At 34.2% G+C, this 23,238-nt stretch carries 24 protein-coding genes and 1 pseudogene; 23 read left to right on the forward strand and 2 right to left on the reverse strand.

Going from position 1 to position 23,238, the window contains the following annotated elements; all coding sequences use genetic code 11:
* Positions 1–257: 257 nt before the first annotated feature.
* From abc-f to EDD66_RS05600, 23 genes and pseudogenes are all read left to right on the forward strand, one after another.
* On the forward strand, positions 258–1,853 hold the full coding sequence (gene abc-f, locus EDD66_RS05490; protein ID WP_123608567.1) for a ribosomal protection-like ABC-F family protein: 1,596 nt from the start codon (positions 258–260) through the stop codon (positions 1,851–1,853).
* An 88-nt stretch (positions 1,854–1,941) separates the two neighbouring features.
* On the forward strand, positions 1,942–2,139 hold the full coding sequence (locus tag EDD66_RS05495; RefSeq protein WP_123608568.1) for a YwbE family protein: 198 nt from the start codon (positions 1,942–1,944) through the stop codon (positions 2,137–2,139).
* A 28-nt stretch (positions 2,140–2,167) separates the two neighbouring features.
* Complete coding sequence (locus tag EDD66_RS05500) at positions 2,168–3,382, forward strand: MFS transporter (RefSeq protein WP_123608569.1); 1,215 nt, start codon at positions 2,168–2,170, stop codon at positions 3,380–3,382.
* Between the two features lie 13 nt (positions 3,383–3,395).
* A complete protein-coding gene (locus EDD66_RS05505) occupies positions 3,396–4,322 on the forward strand; it encodes a DUF7916 family protein (protein ID WP_123608570.1) in 927 nt (308 codons plus the stop codon).
* Positions 4,323–4,606: 284 nt separating this feature from the next.
* Complete coding sequence (locus tag EDD66_RS05510; protein ID WP_123608571.1) at positions 4,607–5,500, forward strand: MurR/RpiR family transcriptional regulator; 894 nt, start codon at positions 4,607–4,609, stop codon at positions 5,498–5,500.
* Between the two features lie 3 nt (positions 5,501–5,503).
* On the forward strand, positions 5,504–6,403 hold the full coding sequence (gene murQ, locus EDD66_RS05515; protein WP_123608572.1) for an N-acetylmuramic acid 6-phosphate etherase: 900 nt from the start codon (positions 5,504–5,506) through the stop codon (positions 6,401–6,403).
* 23 nt (positions 6,404–6,426) lie between these two features.
* Complete coding sequence (locus EDD66_RS05520) at positions 6,427–7,851, forward strand: PTS transporter subunit EIIC (protein ID WP_123608573.1); 1,425 nt, start codon at positions 6,427–6,429, stop codon at positions 7,849–7,851.
* Positions 7,844–8,893 (forward strand): MupG family TIM beta-alpha barrel fold protein, encoded by a 1,050-nt coding sequence (locus EDD66_RS05525; RefSeq protein WP_123608574.1) that lies wholly within the window; start codon positions 7,844–7,846, stop codon positions 8,891–8,893. The genes EDD66_RS05520 and EDD66_RS05525 overlap by 8 nt, the downstream gene beginning before the upstream one ends.
* Before the next feature lie 248 nt (positions 8,894–9,141).
* Positions 9,142–10,233 (forward strand): KamA family radical SAM protein, encoded by a 1,092-nt coding sequence (locus tag EDD66_RS05530; RefSeq protein ID WP_123608575.1) that lies wholly within the window; start codon positions 9,142–9,144, stop codon positions 10,231–10,233.
* 158 nt (positions 10,234–10,391) lie between these two features.
* A complete protein-coding gene (locus tag EDD66_RS05535; RefSeq protein WP_123608576.1) occupies positions 10,392–11,834 on the forward strand; it encodes an NAD(P)/FAD-dependent oxidoreductase in 1,443 nt (480 codons plus the stop codon).
* 15 nt (positions 11,835–11,849) lie between these two features.
* Positions 11,850–13,109, forward strand: coding sequence for an NAD(P)/FAD-dependent oxidoreductase (locus EDD66_RS05540; RefSeq protein WP_123608577.1), 1,260 nt, complete (start codon positions 11,850–11,852; stop codon positions 13,107–13,109).
* A 4-nt stretch (positions 13,110–13,113) separates the two neighbouring features.
* Entirely contained in the window at positions 13,114–13,485 is a 372-nt protein-coding gene (locus tag EDD66_RS05545; RefSeq protein ID WP_123608578.1) for a DUF1667 domain-containing protein, read from the forward strand.
* Between the two features lie 212 nt (positions 13,486–13,697).
* Positions 13,698–14,402 (forward strand): annotated as a pseudogene (locus EDD66_RS05550) (MIP/aquaporin family protein); the annotation flags it as partial.
* Positions 14,403–14,536: 134 nt separating this feature from the next.
* On the forward strand, positions 14,537–16,030 hold the full coding sequence (glpK, locus tag EDD66_RS05555) for a glycerol kinase GlpK (RefSeq protein WP_123608580.1): 1,494 nt from the start codon (positions 14,537–14,539) through the stop codon (positions 16,028–16,030).
* A 109-nt stretch (positions 16,031–16,139) separates the two neighbouring features.
* Positions 16,140–16,706 carry a glycerol-3-phosphate responsive antiterminator gene (locus EDD66_RS05560; RefSeq protein ID WP_123608581.1) on the forward strand — a complete coding sequence of 189 codons (567 nt, stop codon included), beginning with the start codon at positions 16,140–16,142 and terminating at the stop codon, positions 16,704–16,706.
* 24 nt (positions 16,707–16,730) lie between these two features.
* Positions 16,731–17,729, forward strand: coding sequence for a dihydroxyacetone kinase subunit DhaK (gene dhaK, locus EDD66_RS05565; protein WP_123608582.1), 999 nt, complete (start codon positions 16,731–16,733; stop codon positions 17,727–17,729).
* Between the two features lie 13 nt (positions 17,730–17,742).
* Entirely contained in the window at positions 17,743–18,381 is a 639-nt protein-coding gene (gene dhaL / locus EDD66_RS05570; protein ID WP_123608583.1) for a dihydroxyacetone kinase subunit DhaL, read from the forward strand.
* Between the two features lie 11 nt (positions 18,382–18,392).
* Positions 18,393–18,785: a dihydroxyacetone kinase phosphoryl donor subunit DhaM gene (gene dhaM, locus EDD66_RS05575; RefSeq protein WP_123608584.1), complete on the forward strand. Its 393-nt coding sequence runs from the start codon at positions 18,393–18,395 to the stop codon at positions 18,783–18,785.
* A gap of 233 nt (positions 18,786–19,018) precedes the next feature.
* The gene (locus EDD66_RS05580) at positions 19,019–19,195 is read left to right on the forward strand and encodes a BhlA/UviB family holin-like peptide (protein ID WP_123608585.1); all 177 of its coding nucleotides are present in this window, start codon (positions 19,019–19,021) and stop codon (positions 19,193–19,195) included.
* Positions 19,196–19,296: 101 nt separating this feature from the next.
* The gene (locus EDD66_RS05585; RefSeq protein ID WP_170164261.1) at positions 19,297–19,893 is read left to right on the forward strand and encodes an accessory gene regulator ArgB-like protein; all 597 of its coding nucleotides are present in this window, start codon (positions 19,297–19,299) and stop codon (positions 19,891–19,893) included.
* A gap of 43 nt (positions 19,894–19,936) precedes the next feature.
* Positions 19,937–20,647 (forward strand): LytR/AlgR family response regulator transcription factor, encoded by a 711-nt coding sequence (locus EDD66_RS05590; RefSeq protein ID WP_123608587.1) that lies wholly within the window; start codon positions 19,937–19,939, stop codon positions 20,645–20,647.
* Positions 20,647–21,951, forward strand: coding sequence for a sensor histidine kinase (locus tag EDD66_RS05595; RefSeq protein ID WP_123608588.1), 1,305 nt, complete (start codon positions 20,647–20,649; stop codon positions 21,949–21,951). Before EDD66_RS05590 ends, EDD66_RS05595 begins: the two co-directional genes overlap by 1 nt.
* Before the next feature lie 143 nt (positions 21,952–22,094).
* Complete coding sequence (locus tag EDD66_RS05600) at positions 22,095–22,247, forward strand: AgrD family cyclic lactone autoinducer peptide (RefSeq protein ID WP_123608589.1); 153 nt, start codon at positions 22,095–22,097, stop codon at positions 22,245–22,247.
* Between the two features lie 48 nt (positions 22,248–22,295).
* Here EDD66_RS05600 and EDD66_RS05605 read toward each other — a convergent pair whose 3' ends face one another.
* Both EDD66_RS05605 and EDD66_RS05610 read right to left on the reverse strand, forming a co-directional pair.
* Positions 22,296–22,568: a hypothetical protein gene (locus tag EDD66_RS05605; protein ID WP_123608590.1), complete on the reverse strand. Its 273-nt coding sequence runs from the start codon at positions 22,566–22,568 to the stop codon at positions 22,296–22,298.
* 93 nt (positions 22,569–22,661) lie between these two features.
* The gene (locus EDD66_RS05610; RefSeq protein ID WP_123608591.1) at positions 22,662–23,162 is read right to left on the reverse strand and encodes an RNA polymerase sigma factor; all 501 of its coding nucleotides are present in this window, start codon (positions 23,160–23,162) and stop codon (positions 22,662–22,664) included.
* Positions 23,163–23,238 lie beyond the last annotated feature (76 nt).

Raw genomic sequence — 23,238 nt, forward strand, 5'->3', positions numbered from 1 at the left:
TATTGCTTGCTAATTAATGAATTTAATATGCATGAATTAAACCTATTCACAGGTTTCTTTTTTGTCAGCAAGAAATTATCATTCTTTTTTATACTATATTTTGAAGGGAAAGTTTAATAATTTATCAAATAATAATTATTATTTGATAAATCCTTATTATACTTTTATTCCAGAATGCCTGAGCCACAAGATGATAATTTCTTGTGGTTTTTTTACGCAATAGGAAATGGAATAGTATAAAAGAGGAAGGTGATAGTATGTCACAAATTATTGTAAGTGATTTAACATTTAGTTATGATACAAGTTACGATAATATTTTTGAACATGTAAATTTTATGATCGATACTGACTGGAAGCTTGGTTTTATTGGAAGGAATGGAAGAGGAAAAACAACCTTTTTAAATTTATTGCTGGGTAAATATGAATATACCGGGAATATTACCACATCTGTTGATTTTGATTATTTTCCATTCGAAGTTTTGGATGAAGGGTTGGAAACGATCCAAATTATAAAGGATACCGTTGCTCCATTTACCCGCTGGGAGAAAGAGATGGACGAGTGTCTTTTATTAATTGAAGAGGGAGATTCTCGGAAAACCCTGGAAGCTACAGAAAAATATGGTGTAATTCAGGAAATATATCAGGCACATGACGGGTATATTATAGAGGAATTAATTGAAAAAGAATTAAGTACCCTAAAGGTTGATCTATCTGTGTTAAAAAGACCGTTTTCCACGTTAAGCTTTGGAGAACGTACCAAAATTATGTTAGCAGCATTATTTTTAAAGAAGAACAACTTCTTATTAATTGATGAGCCAACGAATCACCTGGATATGGAAGGGCGGGAAATCCTTGGAGATTATCTGCAAAGTAAGAAAGGGTTCATACTTGTATCTCATGACCGTGCTTTCTTAGACCGGATTATAGATCATGTATTATCAATAAATCTGACGAATATAGAAGTACAAAAAGGAAATTATTCATCCTGGCAGCATAATAAAGAACTTCAGGATCATTATGAATTAGATAAGAACGAACAATTAAGGAAAGATATTGTATCTCTTCAGACAGCTGCAAAACGTACCTTAGGATGGTCCGATAAAATTGAAGCTACAAAAATAGGTACCCATGCAGCAGACAGGGGTGCAATCGGGCATAAATCTGCAAAAATGATGAAACGTGCCAAAAGTATTGAAGCCAGACAATTAAATGCTATAGAAGAGAAACAGGGATTGCTAAAGAATATTGAAAAAGCAGATTCATTGAAATTGAATTTATTGACTTTTCCAAAAGATAGAATAATTGAGGCAGAGGATATAAGTCTGTTCTATGAAGACAGGAAAATTGCGTCTTCCATTAACTTTATCCTAAAGAAAGGTGAACGTATTGCATTAAAAGGGAAAAATGGTTCAGGGAAATCCACTTTAATTAAGCTTATGTTAGGTGATAATATAAAATATACTGGAAGATATTATATTGCACCTAACATTAAGATATCTTATGTTTCTCAGGACACTTCTTATCTTTCCGGTAATTTGAAAGATTTTGCAGTACAATATGGTTTAGATGAAACGATTTTTAAGACGGTACTTCGCCAATTAGATTTTTCAAGGGAACAATTTGAGAAGGATATCCAGGAATTTAGCGGGGGCCAGAAGAAGAAGGTATTATTGGCAAAAAGTCTGTCACAACCTGCCCATTTATTTATATGGGATGAGCCGTTTAATTTTATTGATGTATTGTCAAGAGTACAGATTGAGGAATTAATTCTCAAATATGAACCTACCATGATCTTTGTAGAACATGATAAGATATTCTCTGAACGAATAGCCACAAAGATTCTACAGATGTAGAAAAGCGATGAAGCACTATTATCATAGTTTAATTTTCTGATTGGGATTAAGATTTCTTAAAAGAACTTTTATAAATGAGGTGAAAAAATTGAATGGACAAAATAGAAATGATATTAAAATCGGAGCGGAAGTTGACATCATATTAAAAAAAGACCAAACTACAGGAACTTTAACAAGAGGCCATGTGAAAAAAATATTGACTAATAGTAAATATCATCCTCATGGAATTAAGGTAATGTTAGAAGAAGGAGATATGGTTGGCAGAGTTCAAAATATCGTAGAATAATAGAAAATAAATACACGGAGAAACTTATATGAATAAAAATTGGAAAAAGAATATTATATTATTTTTAAGCAGCCAGACAATGTCTCTCTTTGGCTCTTCCCTGGTACAATATGCCATTATGTGGTATATTACTTTAGAAACAAAGTCTGGAGTCATGATGACCATATCGATTATATGTGGATTTTTACCTAACTTCTTTTTATCTCCTTTTGCGGGTGTGTGGGCGGACAGGTATAATCGCAAGAGATTAATTATGATTTCCGATTCCTTTATTGCCATATCAACTTTGATACTTGCTATACTATTTTTGATGGGATATGATGCCATATGGATGACTTTTGTAGTATCGGCAATACGGGCTTTAGGTTCTGGAGTACAGTCTCCAGCAGTAAATGCTTATCTTCCAAGTCTCGTACCGGAAGATAAGCTTATGAAAGTGAATGGCACAAATGGCAGTATACAGGCATTTGTTATGTTAGTATCTCCAATGTTAAGCGGAGCTTTACTTTCTGTCGCGACTATAGAAGCAATCTTTTTTATTGATGTTGTTACTGCATTTATCGCAGTTATGATATTATTGCTTTTCTTAAAAGAAACACCTCATGAGAGAACAGTGAGTGACCAGCCCATCAGTTACTTTGGAGATCTAATGAAAGGTATAAATTATATTAAAAACCATTCCTATCTAAAGAGATTCTTCCTATATAGTGGATGTTTCTTTATATTAGCAGGACCTGTTGCTTTTTTAACGCCTCTTCAGGTCACACGTAACTTTGGAGATGATGTATGGAGACTTACAGCAATTGAAGTAATCTTCTCCATTGGAATGATGGCAGGTGGCATTATAATGGCATCCTGGGGTGGATTTAAGAATAAGATCTATACCATGTCATTATCCAGTATTACTTTAGCAATTTGTACTTTTCTATTTGGATTTGTTGGGATATTCTGGATATATTTAATGCTTATGGGGATATTTGGACTGGCCATGCCGTTCTTTAATACACCATCTACAGTACTATTACAGGAGAGAGTAGAAGAAGAATATTTAGGAAGGGTCTTTGGAGTCTTTGGAATGATAGCCAGTGCAATGATGCCAATAAGTATGCTTATATTCGGACCACTTTCAGATGCAATAAAAATTGAATATATGTTAATTATTACAGGAATATTTATGGTAATTGGGAGTTTAATTTTAGTGAAGGATAAGGTATTATTAGAAGCAGGAAAACCAAAAATATAGTGGAGGTAGAGTTATGAAACGATTCTTAGATTGCAGCAGTTCTGATTTTAGTAAAATGACAAGTAAAGAGTTATTAGAATCTATTGGAAAAAGTGAAGGAAGAATCATCGTATGCGAAACTATAGGGATTGCAATGCCAATGCTTGGTGATGTTACCAATGCAGAATTTGTAGCTGCTATGGGTGCAGATATCATACTATTAAACTTATTTGATGTAAATGAACCAGTCATTCGTGGTATGCCTGAAGTTTCTCCAGATGATACAATCAAAGAAATTAAGAGACTTACCGGCAGACCAATTGGTATTAATCTGGAGCCAGTAGAGCAGTCACTATCCAGCAAGGAAGGGGATAACCCAATTTGGGAATTAACGGAAGGGCGAAAAGCCACTTATGAAAATGTAAAGAAAGCATATGAAATGGGGACGGATTTTATTGTTCTAACTGGAAATCCTGGAGTTGGAGTAAATAATAGTGCAATAACAGAATCTATTAAGATGATAAGAGAGAATTTTGGAGATAATATATTAATTATTTCCGGAAAAATGCATGGTTCAGGAATTCTATCAGAATCAGGTGAGAAGATAATAACAAAAGAGGATATCTTTAATTTTGTAGAAGCTGGTGCGGATATTATCCTTATGCCAGCACCTGGTACGGTACCAGGTATTACAATGGAATATATACGAGAACTTGTGATATATGCACATAATTTGGGAGTCTTAACATTAACTGCAATTGGTACTTCCCAGGAAGGCGCAGATGTTGATACCATAAAAGAGATCGCCCTGATGTGTAAAATGACAGGAACGGATTTACATCATCTTGGAGATTCAGGATATCTTGGAATGGCGCTGCCTGAAAATATTTTGGCTTATGGAACAGCAATTCGTGGAATCAGGCATACTTATCACAGAATGGCATTATCAATAAAAAGATGATTTTAAAATTAAGTGTATAATCTATAAAATAATAATTGATAGGGTGTTACGGAATATGTAACACCCTATTTCTTTATAAATATTTAATATAAATTTTATCGGATGACTACCAGCTGTGATTAAATTTCATAAAATTTTTTATATATATTACATAAAAAAAGTCATTGAATCAGCCCATAACTGTATAAAATAATCATAATATGGTACTATGTTTCATAATGGTCCAATCAAATTGACGTAAAAGTTTCAAGATAGTATATTGAATGTATGAATGGAGGAAAAAGATGAAAAGTGTTCTGGTACGTTTACAAGAGTATTCAGGTCAAGCTAGCGGAGCTGAAAAAGGTGTGATTAAATATTTAATGCAAAACCCAGAAAGGGCAGTGAATTGCAATGTTCACGAACTGGCTGAAATTACATTCTCATCACCTTCGACAATAATTCGTCTTTGTCGAAAATTGGGTTTTCAAGGTTTTAAAGAAATGCATAAATCTCTTCTCTATGAGATGGCACTTCGAAAATCTACCAATCGGGAGAAAGGAAAAGAGATTACGAAAGAGGATTCCTTAGAATCGATTGTAGATAAGGTAACTTATAAAAATATAGTTTCCTTAGAAAATACAAGAAAGCTAATTGATATTGATATTCTGGAAGCTTGTGTTGATCTACTTTGTAAGTCTCAAACAATCTGCCTGTTCGGCATGGGTTCATCCCTGCTGGTAGCAAAAGATGCCTATTTAAAATTTCTAAGAATGAACAAACCTTGTTTGATCAGTGAAGACTGGCACGCCCAGTTACTTCAGGCCAGGAATATCAGAAATAAAGATGTTGCAATTGTAATCAGTTATTCTGGATTAACAGAAGAGGTGCTAAGATGTGCAGCTGAAGTGAAACAAAAGGGAGCACCTATTATAGCAATCACAAGATTTGAAGATTCTCCTTTATCCCGTATGGCAGATTACAATTTAAGTGTTGCTGCAACAGAATTTATATTCCGGAGTGGAGCAATGTCTTCAAGAATTGCACAACTGAGTCTAATTGATATTCTTTATACAGGATTTTTAAACAGACAATACGAATCCAGTTTAACCCAGTTTCAAAGAACACATATCGATAAACCTTACCATCATATTACACAAGATGAAAGTAATAATGAAAATAGAATCAAGGAGGAATGACAGTTGCTAGATTTAACAAAACTAACAACCGAGACACGCAATGAGAGAACTATGAATCTAGATTGTATGACCCCGCTGGAGATTGCAACTATTATGAATAAGGAAGATGAAATGGTAGTGGCAGCTGTAAAAGAGGTATTACCACAAGTTGCAACAGTTATTGAATGGTGCACCAATTCCCTTAAAAATAGCGGTAGAATCATTTATATGGGAGCAGGGACAAGTGGTCGTCTAGGACTTTTAGATGCCGTTGAGTGCCCGCCGACTTTTGGTACTTCACCAGAAATGGTAGTAGGACTAATTGCCGGAGGCAGCGGAGCATTTATTAAAGCAGTAGAAGGTGCTGAGGATAGTACTACTTTAGGAGTAGAAGATTTAAAGAAACTTAACCTTAACAAGAATGATATTGTGATCGGTATAGCTGCAAGTGGGAGAACTCCATATGTAATTGCAGCCCTAAAATATGCAAGAGAACTTGGTTGCAAAACAGCAGTTCTGGTATGTAATAGAAACTCAGAGATGGCTAAACATGCAGATATTGCAATAGAACCAGTGTCAGGTCCAGAAGTTTTAACAGGATCTACAAGATTAAAATCTGGTACAGCCCAAAAAATGATACTTAATATGATTTCAACTGGTAGTATGGTGGGGATTGGAAAAGCATATCAAAATCTTATGGTTGATGTAATGCAGACCAATATGAAATTAGTTTCCAGGGCAGAGAATATCATCATATCTGCTACAGATTGTGATAGAGAGACTGCAAAAGAAACTCTGGAAATAGCAGAAGGAAGTGCCAAGCTGGCAATTACAATGATACTTTTGCAATGCTCTAAAGAAGAGGCTATAGAAAGATTAAATCACTCACACGGGCATATACGTTATGCTCTTGAGAATAAATAATCATAATTGGAGGAGGAATATATATGTCAAACTTAGAACTAGCGAAGAAACTTGTTGAATTAGTTGGTGGTAAAGAAAATGTTGAAAAAGCAACTAATTGTATGACAAGATTACGCTTAACAGTTAAGGATGCCAGTATAGTAAAAGGAGAAGAAATCAAAGGTTGTGAAGGTGTCATGGGATATATCGTTGATGGCACATCTCTTCAAATTGTTTTAGGACCAGGAAAGGCAAAAAAAGTTGCTGATATCTGTACAGATGAATTAGGACTTCCTAAAGTTAAGTCAGGTACAGATAATTGGGAAGATAATAAAGCTTCCATGAAATCTATCCAGAAACAAAGTCCATTTAAAAAAGCAATCAGAACAATCGCAGATATTTTTATTCCATTAATTCCAGCCATTATTGCTGCAGGTTTATTTAATGGGTTAACAAGCTTAATTACTACTCTACAAGGTCAGGGAGTATTAGCAGCTGATGGTTTCTGGCAAGTAACTCAATTAATCTTCGGTTTAATTGGTAGTGGATTCTTAGGTTACTTTGCAATTTATACAGGTATTAATTCTGCAAAACAATTTGGTGCTACAGAAGCACTAGGCGGTATGATTGGTGCTATGTCAATTGCTGCTAACATTGTTCCTATATCAACATTCTTCGGTTTATACAATGAAGAACAACCACTCAATTCTATCTTAACAACAGGTAAAGGTGGTATTATCGGTGTTATCGTTGGTGTTTGGATTTTAGCGAAAGTTGAAAAATATGTTAGAAAACATGTACCAGATGTATTAGATTTAATTGTTACGCCATTTGTTTCTTTATTAGTTACTGGTCTTATCTTCGTTTTCGCGATTATGCCAGTTGCAGGTTATTTTTCTGATGGATTAGTAGCAGTACTTAGTATCATTATTAATTCAGCAAATCCAGTGGTAAGTGTAATTAGTGGTTATTTATTGTCTGCTTTATTCTTACCAATGGTATTACTTGGATTACATCACGGGCTTATTCCAATCTATGCTATTCAATTAGAAGCTTTAGGCGGAGTAACATTATTCCCAGTATTAGCTATGGCTGGTGCTGGTCAGGTTGGTGCATCCATTGCAATTTACTTAAAAGCAAAACGTACTGGAAATAACCGTTTACAAAAAGTTATTACTGGTGCACTTCCAGCAGGTTTCTTGGGAGTTGGTGAACCATTAATCTATGGAGTTACGCTTCCAATGTTTAAGCCATTTATTACTGCAGGTTTAGGAGCAGGTTTTGGTGGAGCTTATGTAATGTTAACACATGTTATGGCAAATTCATGGGGCCCTTCAGGATTAGTTGCTATTCCAATTATGAAACCAGACAGTATGTTAAACTTCTTTATTGGTTTAGTTATATCTTATGTTGCAGGATTCATTATCACTCAGTTCACTATTAAAGAAAAGGATGTAGCAAATGCTTAATTCCATTGGTTACTCTGTATACTTATCTAATTTTGAGGAACAGAAGGAACAGCTTTCTAAGATATATACAAAAGACAGTTATATATTTACGACTTTTCATATGAGTGAGGAGTTTGACAATACTTATATAGAACGCGCCATGGATATGTGCAGTTATATTAAGAATCTGGGATTTAAAATTATCGGTGATGTCTCCAGAAAAACATTAGAATTTTTTCAAGTAGATAGTTTAATTAAATTTGCAAAACAAATGAATCTGTCTATTCTTAGGATTGATTACGGATTTACGGAAGAAGAAATACTTGAACTTGCAGAACAAATGCCAATTTGTATTAATGCATCTACTGTAACGGATGATTTTATTCATACTATTGCATCAAAAAATTTAGATGTTTATGGGATACACAACTTTTATCCACGACCTGAAACTGGTTTAGATGAAGAACTATTCAGAACTCTTAATAAAAAGCTAAAAGAAAATGGAATAAAAGTTCTTGCATTCGCAGCCGGAGATATTTCAAAAAGGGGCCCAGTCTATGAAGGGCTTCCTACTTTAGAGGCCCATAGATATACAGCAACTTATGCAGCAACTCTTGATCTGTTATTAAACTATGGGGTAGACGGTGTTTTTATCGGTGATGGAATCATCAGCAAATATCAGGCAGATTTAATTTTCGGCTTTATAGATACAAATATCATAAATTTACCTGTAGAGTTTAATGATATGGGAAAAGAACTATACGAGAAAGAATTTACGATTAGGGTAGATTCGCCCCGCTGGCTGAAAAGGTTACAAGAATCCAGAGAATATTCCTGCTTTGGAAGAGAGATCACACCAGAAGAGTGTAAGGTTAGAAGTGTAGGAAGTGTTACAATTGATAATATTTCCTATCAAAGATATTCAGGAGAAATACAGATTATTGTTGAAGAATTGCCAGCAGATGAGAAAGTGAATGTAATTGGTCACATACCAAAAGAGTATCATATCTTATTAAAGAGTATTAAAAATGGTACAAAGATACGTTTTGTAAAGCCAATATAAAATAAACTTAATTCAGATATGGTTGGCCCCACATCTGAATTTAAGTTTTACTTTATATAAATAATAAAACTTCCCTAGAATAAGTCCAGTGTATTAAATGCACTGGACTTATTAATTGTGGGTTTACACCACTTTACATAAATGTTACAATTAATACTAGATAAAGAATTTTAAGTTTAAAAATACGGTACAAACATTGAACAAGATTCTATAGTAACTATGTATAACTATAAAAGGAGTGAAAGTGAATGGACTGGAGAAAAGAACTAAAAGAGAATGTAACTACAGTAAAGGAATTAAAACATGTATTGCCACTTAATATGGAACCGGAAGATACAAATAAAATGGAGAAAATTATTAAGTCATATCCTATGTCGATTCCAAAATACTATTTGTCTTTAATAGACGAAACGAACGATAATGACCCTATTAAAAAACTATGTATTCCATCAATAAAGGAAACAGATCTTAGCGGGAGTTTTGATACGAGTGGAGAGTTAGATAATACTGTAGTAGTAGGGCTGCAGCACAAATATAAACAAACGGCATTGGTACTGTCAACAAATAAATGTGCAATGTATTGCAGACATTGTTTCCGTAAAAGATTAGTTGGAGTAAGTGATAAAGAGGTTAGCAACCATTTTGGTGAAATTATCACATATATCAGGGAACATGATGAAATCAGCAATGTATTGCTATCAGGCGGAGATGCCTTCTTAAATAATAATCAAAAGATAGAATCTTACCTAAGAGCATTATCAGAAATAGAACATTTGGATTTGATCCGTTTTGGGACGAGAACTCCGGTAGTCTTTCCAATGCGTATTTATGAAGATGAAGAATTATTAAATATATTAAAGGAATATTCAAAGAAGAAAAAAATCTATCTCATAACACATTTTAACCATCCCAAAGAATTAACCAGTGAAGCAAAAAGAGCAATCAATTCTTTAATCACTGCAGGTGTTATTGTGAAAAATCAAACAGTTTTATTAAAAGGGATAAACGATAATTCTGATACAATGGCGAAATTATTAAAGGACCTTACGAGATTTGGAGTCATACCCTATTATATTTTCCAATGCAGGCCGGTATCAGGTGTTAAGAACCAGTTTCAGGTACCACTGAAGAAAGCGTATCAAATAATTCAAGAGACAAAAGCAAGATTAAATGGACAAGGGAAATGTTTTCGTTACGTATTGTCTAATGAGACAGGCAAAATTGAAATATTAGGAAATATGGAAGATGAGATGATTTTTAAATATCATCAGGCAAAATATGAAAAAGATCAAGGCAGACTATTTACATTGAATATATCAGAAAATCAATGTTGGATATAAAGAGAAATTTAATTAAATTTTATTGACAGAGTAAAATATTGGAGTTATAATGGTTGTATAATAAAAAAGGCAGAGTATTGAGAGCCATGATTGAAAGATAGTATTACATACTATTCTTTTAAGTCATGGCTCTTTTTGCTTGATTAAGGAGGCATACAATGTTTGACGTGGTTATTATTGGAGCTGGGATCGTTGGAAGCAGTATCGCAAGAGAATTATCAAGATACAAATTAAAGACCTGCGTATTAGAGAAAGGCTCTGATGTTGCTACAGGCTCATCAAAAGCTAACAGCGGTATTGTACATGCAGGTTTTGATGCAAAATCTGGTACATTGAAGGCGAAATTAAATGTGCAGGGAAATATCATGTTTGACCAGTTATCAAAAGATTTAGATTTTCCATTCCGGAAAAATGGTTCTCTTGTATTATGTTTTAATAAAAAGGATATTCAGAAGTTAGAGGAGTTAAAGGAGAAAGGCGATAGAAATGGAGTATCAAATCTTTCAGTACTTACGAAGGAACAGTTATCTGCATTGGAGCCAAACCTTAATGAGAATGTAGAAGCTGCATTATATGCACCAACGGGAGGAATTGTATGTCCTTATGAAATGACCATTGCATTTGCAGAAAACGCTTGTATGAATGGAGTGGAATTTAATTTTAATACAGAAGTAACGGATATTATTAAGAAGGAAGATTCATTTATCATTGAGACGAACAATGGCAGATATGGATCAAAAGTAATAATCAATGCTGCCGGACTTTTTGCAGATGAAATTAATAACATGGTAAGTAAAGAAAAAATAGAGATCAAGGGGAGAAAAGGGGAGTATTGCCTATTTGATAAAACCGTTGGTTCACTTGCCCGTATGACATTATTTCAACTGCCGACTTCAATGGGAAAAGGAGTCTTGGTTTCACCAACCGTTGATAACAATTTGTTGATCGGGCCAACTGCACTGGATATCCCGGATAAATCAGATACGACCACAACAAGGGAAGGAATCGAGGAAGTTATTGATAAAGCCAGACTGACGCTGAGGGAAATACCAGTAAATAAGACGATCACATCATTTTCAGGAATTAGGGCCCACGCAGTAAAAGATGATTTTATCATAGGTGAAGCAAGTGATGTAAAAGGTTTTATCAATGCTGCAGGTATTGAATCGCCAGGGCTTACAAGTGCACCGGCGATTGCAAAGATGATTGAGGAGATTGTTGGAAGAATATTATCTCCTTCATTCAATGAGAATTTCAATCCAATCCGAAAAGGAATTCCAAGATTTCGCGAGATGAATAATGAAGAGAGAGATAACTTGATTAAAGAAAATCCTTCCTATGGAAAAGTAATATGCAGATGTGAAACAGTAACAGAAGGTGAAATTTTAAATGCAATACACCGTCCTCTGGGAGCACGAACACTGGATGCGGTAAAAAGAAGGACCAGAGCAGGAATGGGAAGGTGCCAATCTGGTTTTTGTTCCACGAAGATTGTTAGTATCTTGGCAAGAGAGTTAAATTTATCAGAGATTGAAATCACCAAATTTGGTGGAGCTTCTTATTTGCTAATAGGCGAAAATAAAGAATTAATGAATCCATAGGGGGGAGGAACAGAGATGGTAGAGCATGAGGTAATAATCATTGGAGGAGGTCCTGCAGGACTTGCTGCAGCTATCGGTGCCAGAGAAGAAGGGATTGAAGATATCTTAATACTAGAACGGGATAATAATCTTGGCGGCATTTTAAACCAATGTATTCATAATGGATTTGGTTTACATACATTTAAAGAAGAACTAACCGGACCTGAATATGCAAAAAGGTTCGTGGAGAAAGTAGAGGAAATGCATATTCCATACAAACTAAATACTATGGTGATTGATGTAAATAAAGATAAAGTTATTACTGCAGTGAATGAAGAAGATGGAGTAATAGAACTGAAGGCGAAAGCAGTTATCCTTGCCATGGGATGCAGGGAAAGACCAAGAGGAGCGATTCATATACCAGGAAGCAGATGTGCGGGAATTTATACAGCGGGAGCTGCACAAAAATTCGTAAATATTGACGGATTTATGCCTGGAAGGGATGTTGTTATATTAGGCTCCGGAGATATTGGTTTAATTATGGCAAGGAGGATGACTTTAGAAGGTGGAAATGTAAAAGCTGTCATTGAATTATTACCATATTCAGGAGGATTAAAGAGAAATGTTGTACAATGTCTGGATGATTTTAATATCCCATTAAAACTATCCCATACTGTAGTGAAGATTCATGGGCAAGACAGGTTAACTGGTATTACCATTGCTAAAGTTGATGAGAATAGAAAGCCGGTCAAAGAGTCGGAAGAATATATTCCTTGCGATACATTATTATTATCTGTAGGGTTGATCCCTGAAAATGAACTATCTGAGAAAGCAGATGTTGAATTATCCGGAGTAACAGGAGGACCAATCGTAAATGAAAGTCTGCAGACCAATGTGACAGGAATATTTGCCTGCGGCAATGTACTTCATGTTCATGATCTGGTAGATTATGTCTCAGAAGAAAGTATTCTTGCAGGTAAAAATGCAGCAAGGTATATTAATGGAAAAACCTTTGATGAAGTATTTATTGAGGTCAATACTTGTGATGGTGTTCGCTACTGTGTTCCTAAATTTATCAATCCTGAAAATATTACAAAAAGTATCTCTGTAAGATTTCGTGTTGGAGATGTATATAAAGACAAATATATCTCAATTTATTTTGACGGACATAGAGAGATACATATTAAGAAACGAATTTTAACTCCTGGAGAAATGGAAACGATAAAACTTACAGAAGCAATATTTAAAAAATACCCTACATGTAAGGAAATTACTATTAAAGTGGAAGGGGAATAGTGGGATGGAAGAGAAAAAAGAAATAACTTGTATTGGATGTCCAATTGGATGCATGTTAGAGGTAACTCTGGAATATAATGAAGTAAAGGATGTAAAAGGGTATACCTGTTTGAAAGGAAAAACCTATGCAATCAAGGAATGTACCAATCCTACCAGAATCTTAACATCAACAGTCAAAGTTAAGAATGGCACAACGAATATGGTATCGGTAAAGACGATACAGGATATTCCAAAAGATAAGATAAAAGAATGTATGGATGAAATAAAGGGACTTGCAGTGAAAGCTCCAATCCATGCAGGTGATATTATCGTCTCAAATGTTGCCGGAACGATGGTTGATATTATTGCTACGAAAGATGTTCCGGAGCATTTATAACAGATACGTAATAATTACAATAGAATCATTTGGCGGAGAGAAGAGAGAGAGCCATTATTAAAAAGAGCAAACCACTCTTTATTAATAGGGCTCTTTTGGTTTTATCAAAGTAAAGTAGTGATGTGATAACTTGGAGGTGGTTGGCAGAGGCATGATAGGGAAAATTAAATCTAGATTTCTAGATTTAATATAGAAAATTAAAAAGGAGGAATTGTATGTCAACTTTTTTAGCAGAATTTCTAGGAACAATGATACTGATCTTATTGGGTGATGGTGTTGTAGCTGGGGTAGCTCTTAACAAAGCCAAAGCCAAAGATGGGGGCTGGATCGTAGTCACGAGTGCCTGGGCATGTGCAGTAGCTATACCAGCGTTCATTTTTGGAGGGGTTAGTGCTCACTTTAATCCAGCACTAACAATTGCATTGGCAGCCATTGGTAACTTTTCCTGGGACTTAGTACCAGGCTACATTGCAGCTCAATTCTTAGGAGCTATAGCAGGGGCTACATTAGTTTGGCTTGCTTATTTACCACACTGGGCTCAAACAGAAGACAAGGCTGCTAAACTTGGAGTATTTTGTACAGCTCCAGGTATTAGGCACACAGTTGGCAATTTAATTACTGAAATTATCGGCACATTCATTTTAGTTTTTGGAATTCTTGGACTTGGCCAAGTAACAATGGCAGATGGAGTCGGTACATTAGCAACGGGGTTATTAATCTTAGCTATCGGTCTTTCTTTAGGCTCACCTACAGGATATGCTATTAATCCAGCTAGAGATTTAGGACCTCGTATTGCCCATGCAATTCTTCCGATCGCAGGTAAAGGCGGGAATGATTGGGGTTATTCCTGGATACCTGTGTTAGGACCAATTATTGGGGCATTAATTGGTGCGGGAGTTTTCAAATTAGTATTCTAGTAGTATAATTTAATACATAATGAAAACAATGAGCCAAGGGTGAAACATTTGGCGAATGTAACAAGATCATGAACCTGTTCATGGTATAACAATTTAGTCGAAAGACAAATTACAAAAATGGAGGAAATAAAACTATGGGTAAAGAATATATAATGGCGTTGGATCAAGGTACTACAAGTTCTAGATGTATTTTATTTAATAAAAAAGGAGAAATTGTTGCTGTATCACAAAAAGAATTTGAACAGATTTATCCAGAGGGTGGCTGGGTAGAACATAATGCGATGGAAATTTGGGGGACTCAGATTGGTGTTGCTGGTGAAGCTTTAGCAAAAGCCGGCCTGGATGCTACCGATGTTGCAGCAATTGGCATTACAAATCAAAGAGAAACTACAGTTGTATGGAATAAAAGAACCGGACTTCCAGTTTACAATGCAATTGTATGGCAATGTAGAAGAACAGCTGGCTACTGTGACGAATTAAAAGAGAAAGATTTCGATAAAATTATTAAAGAAAAAACAGGCTTAATTTTAGATCCTTATTTTTCAGGAACAAAGATAAAGTGGATTTTAGATAATGTTCCTCATGCAAGAGAACAAGCAGATGCCGGAGAGTTATTATTTGGTAATATTGATACATGGCTGATCTGGAACTTAACAAAAGGCAAAGTACATGTTACGGATTATTCCAATGCTTCCAGAACCATGATTTATAATATTCATGACTTAAAATGGGACGATGAACTATTAGCTGAATTAAATATTCCTTTATCCATGCTTCCAGAAGTAAAATCCTCCAGTGAAGTATACGGTGAAACCGATGAGATGATTTTTGGTTCACCAATCCCAATAGCGGGGGATGCCGGGGATCAGCAATCTGCTTTATTTGGACAGTTATGCTGTGAGGAAGGGATGGCTAAGAATACCTATGGTACGGGCTGCTTTTTACTTATGAATACAGGCAATAAGCCTGTGACATCCAATAATGGATTATTAACGACTATGGCTGCCTGTCATAACGGGAAACCAGAATATGCGCTGGAAGGAAGTATATTTGTTGGTGGCGCTGTAATACAATGGCTACGTGATGAATTAAGAATGTTCACATCTGCCGCAGAATCTGAGAAATATGCTACAGCTGTAGAAGATACAAATGGTGTATATTTAGTACCTGCATTTGTAGGTCTTGGAGCTCCTTATTGGGATCCTTATGCAAGAGGTACCATCGTAGGACTTACCAGAGGTGCAAAGAAAGAACATTTGATTCGTGCGGCTTTAGAGTCTATGGCATTCCAGACATTTGATGTTTTGCATGCTATGGAACAAGACTCAGGCATTACATTACAAACATTAAAAGTAGATGGTGGAGCTTGTGCTAATAACTTTTTAATGCAATTCCAGGCAGATGTTTTAAATACTCCGGTGGAAAGACCTGCAGTAATTGAAACAACAGCACTTGGTGCAGCATATCTTGCAGGTTTGGCAGTAGGATTCTGGAAGGATCTAGAAGACATTAAGACAAATGTCAATTCATCCTCAACATTTATTCCAAATATGGAGGATGAAAGAAGAGTCACCATGACAACGGAGTGGCACAAAGCGGTAGACAGATCCCTTGGTTGGAAAAAGTAATGTAGATTCCAGGATTTGATTATTATCAGAATAGTGTTAACAAATAGAAACCAGTGGAAGCAATTCGTTGCTTCACTGGTTTACTAATATATGACAAAGGTGGAATTTAATGAAAACTGATTTTTATAATAGGGTACATATTAATCCAATCATAGCTGCAATTACAGAGAATTCTCAATTAGATAATGCATTACAATCACCATGTGAAATCATATTTTTATTAAAATCGGATATATTTAATGTAGGGACTTATGTTGATAAAGTAAAGGCATCTGGAAAAGGTGCATATGTTCATGTGGATTTGATTGATGGATTATCTAAAGATGCGTTAGCAATAAAGTATATTCATGAAAATATTCACCCAGATGGTATTATTACAACGAAAACAGGTATCGTTAAAGCTGCAAAAAACCTTAATATGTTTGTAATACAACGCTTATTCATGCTGGATCATCTATCTTTTGAAACAGGATTAAATTCCATTGACACAATGAAACCCAATGCCGTTGAATTACTGCCAGGTATTATGCCTAAAATTATAAAAAGGTTTCATAAATCTACCAATATACCTCTCATTGCGGGTGGTCTTATTATGGATAAAGAAGATGTAATGTTAAATCTGAAAGCAGGCGCAACAGCAATATCTTCAAGCTGTGAAGAAGTATGGTACATGTAAAAATTAGTATAGGAGGCATACATTATGAAAAAATTAGTGAATCGCCCTGAAAATGTAGTGGAAGAAATGTTAAGTGGTATGGTTTTAGCACATCCCGATTATGTCCGAAAACTAGATGGTTTTAATGTACTTGTCAGAAGAGAGTCTCCGGTAGAAAAAAAGGTTGCCCTGGTTAGTGGTGGTGGAAGTGGTCATGAACCTTCCCATGGGGGATATGTTGGATATGGTATGCTTGATGCTGCGATCGCAGGAGATGTTTTTACTTCTCCAACTCCTGATCCAATTTATGAAGCAATTAAGGCAGTGGATGGGGGAGCAGGAGTGTTACTTATTGTGAAGAATTACACCGGTGATATTATGAATTTTGAGATGGCGAAAGATATGGCAGAAATAGATGGCTGTCAAGTTGAGTATGTTGTTGTAAATGATGATGTCGCTGTGGAGAATAGTACATATACTGCTGGAAGACGTGGTATTGCAGGAACTGTATTCGTACATAAAATAGCAGGAGCAAAAGCAGAGATCGGAGCGAGTTTAGAAGAAGTGAAAGTAACAGCCCAAAAAGTAATTGATAATGTACGCAGCATGGGTATGGCGCTCTCCCCTTGTATTGTACCGGCAGCAGGAAAAGCTAATTTTACTTTAGCTGAGGATGAGATGGAAATCGGAATGGGAATCCACGGTGAGCCAGGAACCCACAAAGATACCCTTAAAACAGCAGACGAAATTACCGCCCAATTAGTGAATAAAATCCTGGAAGATATGCAATTATTGGATGGAGATGAAGTCGCTGTCATGATTAATGGACTTGCCTCCACTCCTTTAATGGAGCTATACATAGTAAATCGAAGAGTGCATGAAATACTAAGCAGTAAAGGAATAAAGATATATAAAACGTTTGTTGGAGAATTTATGACATCTCTTGAAATGGCGGGATGTTCTGTGAGTGTATTAGAATTAGATGAAGAATTAAAAGAATTACTAAACGCAAGTGCAGATACTCCTGCTTTTAAATTACTATAATAGGAGAATTGTGATGAGCGTAAATGGGTTGAAAATCATAGATATTTTGAACAAAATTGCAGATGTAATAGATGAGAATAAATTCTATTTAACAGAACTGGATGCAGCAATCGGTGATGGAGATCATGGATTAAATATGAGTAAGGGATTTGCTGTTGTGAAAGAAAAATTAAAAGAAGATACAGGTAGTAATATTGGAGATATTCTTAAAAAGACGGGAATGGCTCTTGTATCCAATGTAGGAGGAGCCTCTGGTCCTTTATATGGAACGGCATTCCTAAAGGCGGCTGTTGTAATGAATGGAAAAGGAGAAATGGATTTATTCGATTTTGTTATGGTGCTGCAAGCTGCTCTTGACGGAATAAAGATGAGAGGCAAGGCAGAGCCGGATGATAAAACCATGATTGATGCTATTGAACCTGCATTAAATGTTTTAAAGGATGGAGTGGAAAAAAGGTTACCGGTAAAAGTCACCTTAAAAGAAGCTGTAGATGCAGCATATAGGGGCGTGGAACATACAAAAGAGATAACTGCAAGAAAAGGAAGAGCCAGTTATCTGGGAGAGAGAAGCATTGGGCACCAGGACCCGGGCGCTACTTCAAGTGCCTTAATTCTGGATACTATTTATCAGGCAATTGCAGATGGAAGATAGGTGTATGGCTTATGGTTGGATTAGCAATAGTATCACATAGTGAAAAACTTGCATTGGGAGTCATAGAATTAGCAGGTCAAATGGCGTGGGATGTTCCTATGGCAGCAGCAGGAGGGACCAAAGACGGCAGATTGGGTACGGATCCCGATAAGATAACCACTGCAATAAACGAGGTTTTTTCTGAAGATGGAGTTATCGTTCTCTTTGATTTAGGCAGTTCCTATATGAATACTGAGATGTCCTTGGAATTTCTTGATGATGAGATAAGGGAAAAAGTCATCATAATAGATGCCCCTATTGTTGAGGGTGGAGTAGCTGCAGCAATACAAAGCAGTATTGGAAAAACATTATCTGAAATCAAAGAAGGTTTAAAAGATTTAAAATTAGGAAAGATATCAGAATAAATAATATAAGTACTTTCAGGTGACAATTTGTATAAATTTGTCACCTGTTTTCTTGTTAATTGTTAATAATAGGGTTTCGTTTTCAATGTTTTCAGGGATGTATAAGTAGAAAGAAAAATAAGGAGGTGATTTAAATGATGATCTGATGAAACAGTACAAAAACTTATAGGTGTTTTCTTATTTCGTGAATTAGTTTAGTTGATAATTAAAAAATGGTAGAAAGGATGGTTTAAATGGAACAAATTTTAATAGAAGCCGTATCAAACCAGGGCATCTGGGTGGTTCTATCCGTATTTTTAATTGTTTATATTATAAAAAGGAATGAAGTAAAAGAAAAAGAGTATCAAACTAAACTATCTAATCTCGAAAAGAAGTATAATAGACTGAAAGAAATAAGAAAAAACAGATAGTTGATAGGTTTTCTAATATTTGACAATTCACCATTTCTATAGTATTCTTGAAGTAGATTATGTCCATTGATCCATGGAGTATATTGAAGGGGGAATTGTTAATGATTAGTGATTTATCGGTAAAAGTAACGGATGTACTGTTGAGCAATCGAATCATAGAAAAACAAGATGAGGACATATATAAATACGGATTAGAATTATTAATGTCAACTGTGATTAATCTTACATGTATTATATTTATTGGTTGTATGTTTGGTAAATTCATTCAGACGACAATATTCATTTTAGAATATTGTTTTATTAGAAGATATGCAGGAGGTTACCATGCCGACACACATGGAAGATGTATCGCTGCATTTAGTATTTTATATTTTCTCATGCTTGGAATAACAGAGATGTTTCATATTAATGAGGCGAATCTCATCTTAATACTTGCCAGCATAGTAAGTAATATAATTGTGTTTCAATTATCACCAGTGGCTGATCAGAATAAACCTCTAGAAGATCATGAGATAAAGCGTAATTCTTTAATGAGCAAACGATTAGTAATAATAAGCCTTGTAATCAATATTATATTATATCTATTTTTTAAAAATGAATATAGCCTCGTACTTTTTGCATTATATGCTCAAGTTTGGGTTGGTGCTGTTGTATTAGTTGGTTATATAAAGAACAGATATATAACAAAATTATTATAACAAATACTTCGTGCGATAAAGCAACAAAGGCAGGTGACCCATTTTGATAACTGTTGTAATATGCGATGATGAGCAAGCTTTTATTAACAGGATGAAAGAATATATAAAACGCTTTAGTGAAGAAAACAAAGAGGAATTTTCCGTTAGAGAATTCACGAGTGGACAGACACTTCTTAATTCGTATAATGCGAATTTTCAAATTATTTTTCTAGATATAAAGATGCCAGAACTTGATGGAATTGAAACAGCAAAAAGAATCAGACAAATGGATTCTAATGTCATCATTATATTTCTTACTTCTCTCGTTAAATATGTTTTAGCAGGTTACAGTGTTAATGCTGCAAACTATTTGATAAAACCTCTTGAATATAAAAAATTTAAGATTGAGATGGAGAAGGCAGTAATCAAGGCAGTAAGTATAAAGAATGGCTACATAACAGTAAAAAATGACAAGGGATTTTTTAAGATTTATCTGTCCACTCTAAAATATATTGAAACATATCAACGTAATACTATGATTCATACAACGAAAGAAGATATTATCAGTTATAAAAAAATGCAAGATCATGAGAAAGATCTGGAAGGGTATCCATTTGTTCGATGTCACACAAGTTATATTGTAAATATGCAGTACATCGAAAGTGTAGTGGGTAATGATCTTACCTTATCCTCAGGTGAAATCATCCCAATTAGTAAGCAAAAGAAGAAAGATTTGATGCAGAATCTTGCTGAATATCTAGGGAGTGAATTATAATGGTGAATATGAATGTTACAGATTTGTTGATTACGATTATTGAAACTTTAATAATGGAATATTTGTTATTTGACAGATCAATAAAGCATGACAAAAAATCCTGGCTGAATATAATCATATATTGTTTTTTTATGGCTACATGCATTCGCATTATAACGATTTTTCAAGTAACTGTTCCATTGAAGGTAATAATAATTCTTTTTTTAATTACATTTATAGGGTCAAAGGCAAATAAGAGAACATTAAAAAGTGGCGCATTATTAGGTACAATTTTTATGATAACAAATAGTATGTGTGAAATATTTGCTACAGGAATAATACACTTCATAACAAATTTTGAACAAAATCTGTCTGCTCCAACCATATATCATTTAATGGCGGTTGTTATTGCGAAATTAACGTTATTAATTATTATTATGATTTTAACAAAATTTCTTGATAAGACGATACATAATATTATTTATGGAAACTGGATGATAATAATTTTACCCAATCTATTAAACCTGACCTTTTCTATAATAATTGGATATCGTATTTATTATACAAAATATATTGAAAGAGTAGAAACTGCAATTTTGTTATTTATTATATTCATGATTTTGGTATCTACTTTGTGTTTTATTGTGACATCTGAGTATTATGTGCAGATGAAAGAAATCGAACATAAGAATAAGGTGAATATGGCACAGATTAAGTTACAATATGAATATTTCCGTAATAAGCAGGAAGATGATCTGAAATTAAGAGAATTATATCATGATATGAAAAACCATTTATTGGTGCTGCAAAATAATCTGGAAAATGACCAAAAACAGAATTACATTAAAAGTATTTTAAAAGAAGTTAAAGTTATTGATAGTTACATAGATACAGGTAATGATTTTTTAAATAGTATTATTAATGAAAAATATAAAGAAGCAACTGCAAAAGGAATTGATTTTAATGTCCAGATAGATTTTTCTGAAATCTCTTTTATGGCACCTATGGATATCTGCACTATATTTAGTAATGCATTAGATAACGCTATTGAAGCTTGTGAAAAAAATAATAACCTTGAGCAGAAAGTTATGAGTGTAAAGGCAAGAAAAATAAGAAATTTTTTGACTATAACTTTTGAAAATAGCAGTACAGAAAATCTTATGATGGAAAATGATGAAATTATATCTACAAAGCAAGATAAACTTTATCATGGCTTTGGCTTAAAAAATATTAGAAAAATTGTAGAAAAGTATCAAGGAGAATGTAAGATTAAAAAAGATTTGGAACAATTTATTTTATACTTGGTGATTCCGTGCTCTGTTTAAAGTAAAAAGATTCCAAATGCGCAATATAGCTGGCTAATTAAGCAATTAATATTGCTTGTATTAATAAACAATGTAATATTAATATGTACATGTACATATTATATAGAAACATAAAATATCTGAAGACATAGGGAGGTAGTGATATGAATAAGTTAACACAGCTTGGCTTACAAGCTGTAAGTAAAGCATCATTAGAAATCGCTGTTAGTTCTACTAGTAAATGTATGATTTTTATGCACCAACCTAAAGTAAGTCAGAGTTTAAAGAGACAGCTGGAAGAAAAGAAGAATAACTAATTTACAAAATTACAAAATAAATACTCCGGTACAATTGTACCGGAGTATTTATTTTTTTCTATTATTGTAAGGTGTGAGATTCATATTGTGCAGAGTATTAAATCTTTTCGCGAAATTTTCAATTGCAAATTCTTCAGGGATTTCTTCTAAGCCATCTAACCTGTCTAATGATTTAACAGAGTGACATATTTCTGTTGTATTAATGTCTTTATATTCTTTACAGATTTCATACTCTAAAATATTCATCAGCTTTTTCTTTAGAAAACGATTTGCCTTCTTTAAGTCAAGATAGGCTTGTGATTTTTGAACGCTATTTTCCATTATTATGTTCCTCCTATAGATACATCTACTTAACTATAAAAAAGGTAACATAATATTTAAAAAATCTTAAGATTTCCTTAAAATAAGTATGAATTATTTATATATCAAAGATTTGCGTAGTTTTTTTAAAATCCTGGACATTCTCATCTTACAGGCGCCGATCTGGATATTTTCTTCAAGTGCTAATTCTTCATAAGTATAACCTTCAATATAATGTTTATATAAGTAATTAAATTCTGACTCGGATAAAACCTCCTTATAGTCAGCATATGTAATGAAGTCGTATTGATCATGCTGTCCCAATTCCTGAACTTCTGAAAGGACTAGTTCCACTTGCTTATTATCTGTTTTACGGACTCTGCTATTTAATTTAAGAGCTTTAAACCTGGCAGTTTTATATATCCATCCTCGATAATTTTCATGTTCTATAAGAATGTCTATTTTTTTATAGGCTTCAAAAAATGTTTCTTGTAAGATATCTTCCAGAACACGGCTATCATTTGTTAATCGTCTTACATATCGAAAGATTTCTTCATACATTTCTAAAAATACTTTATTAAAAAAATCGTCTAACTCATATTTGGTATAATTCACTATAATCACACTTTCTACTTAAGAACATGAAGTTTCGAATCTTTTCAACTAGTTACATTTATGTAAGGTATTACCA

It is taken from the genome of Mobilisporobacter senegalensis (assembly GCF_003752155.1).
Lineage (GTDB): Bacteria > Bacillota > Clostridia > Lachnospirales > Lachnospiraceae > Mobilisporobacter > Mobilisporobacter senegalensis.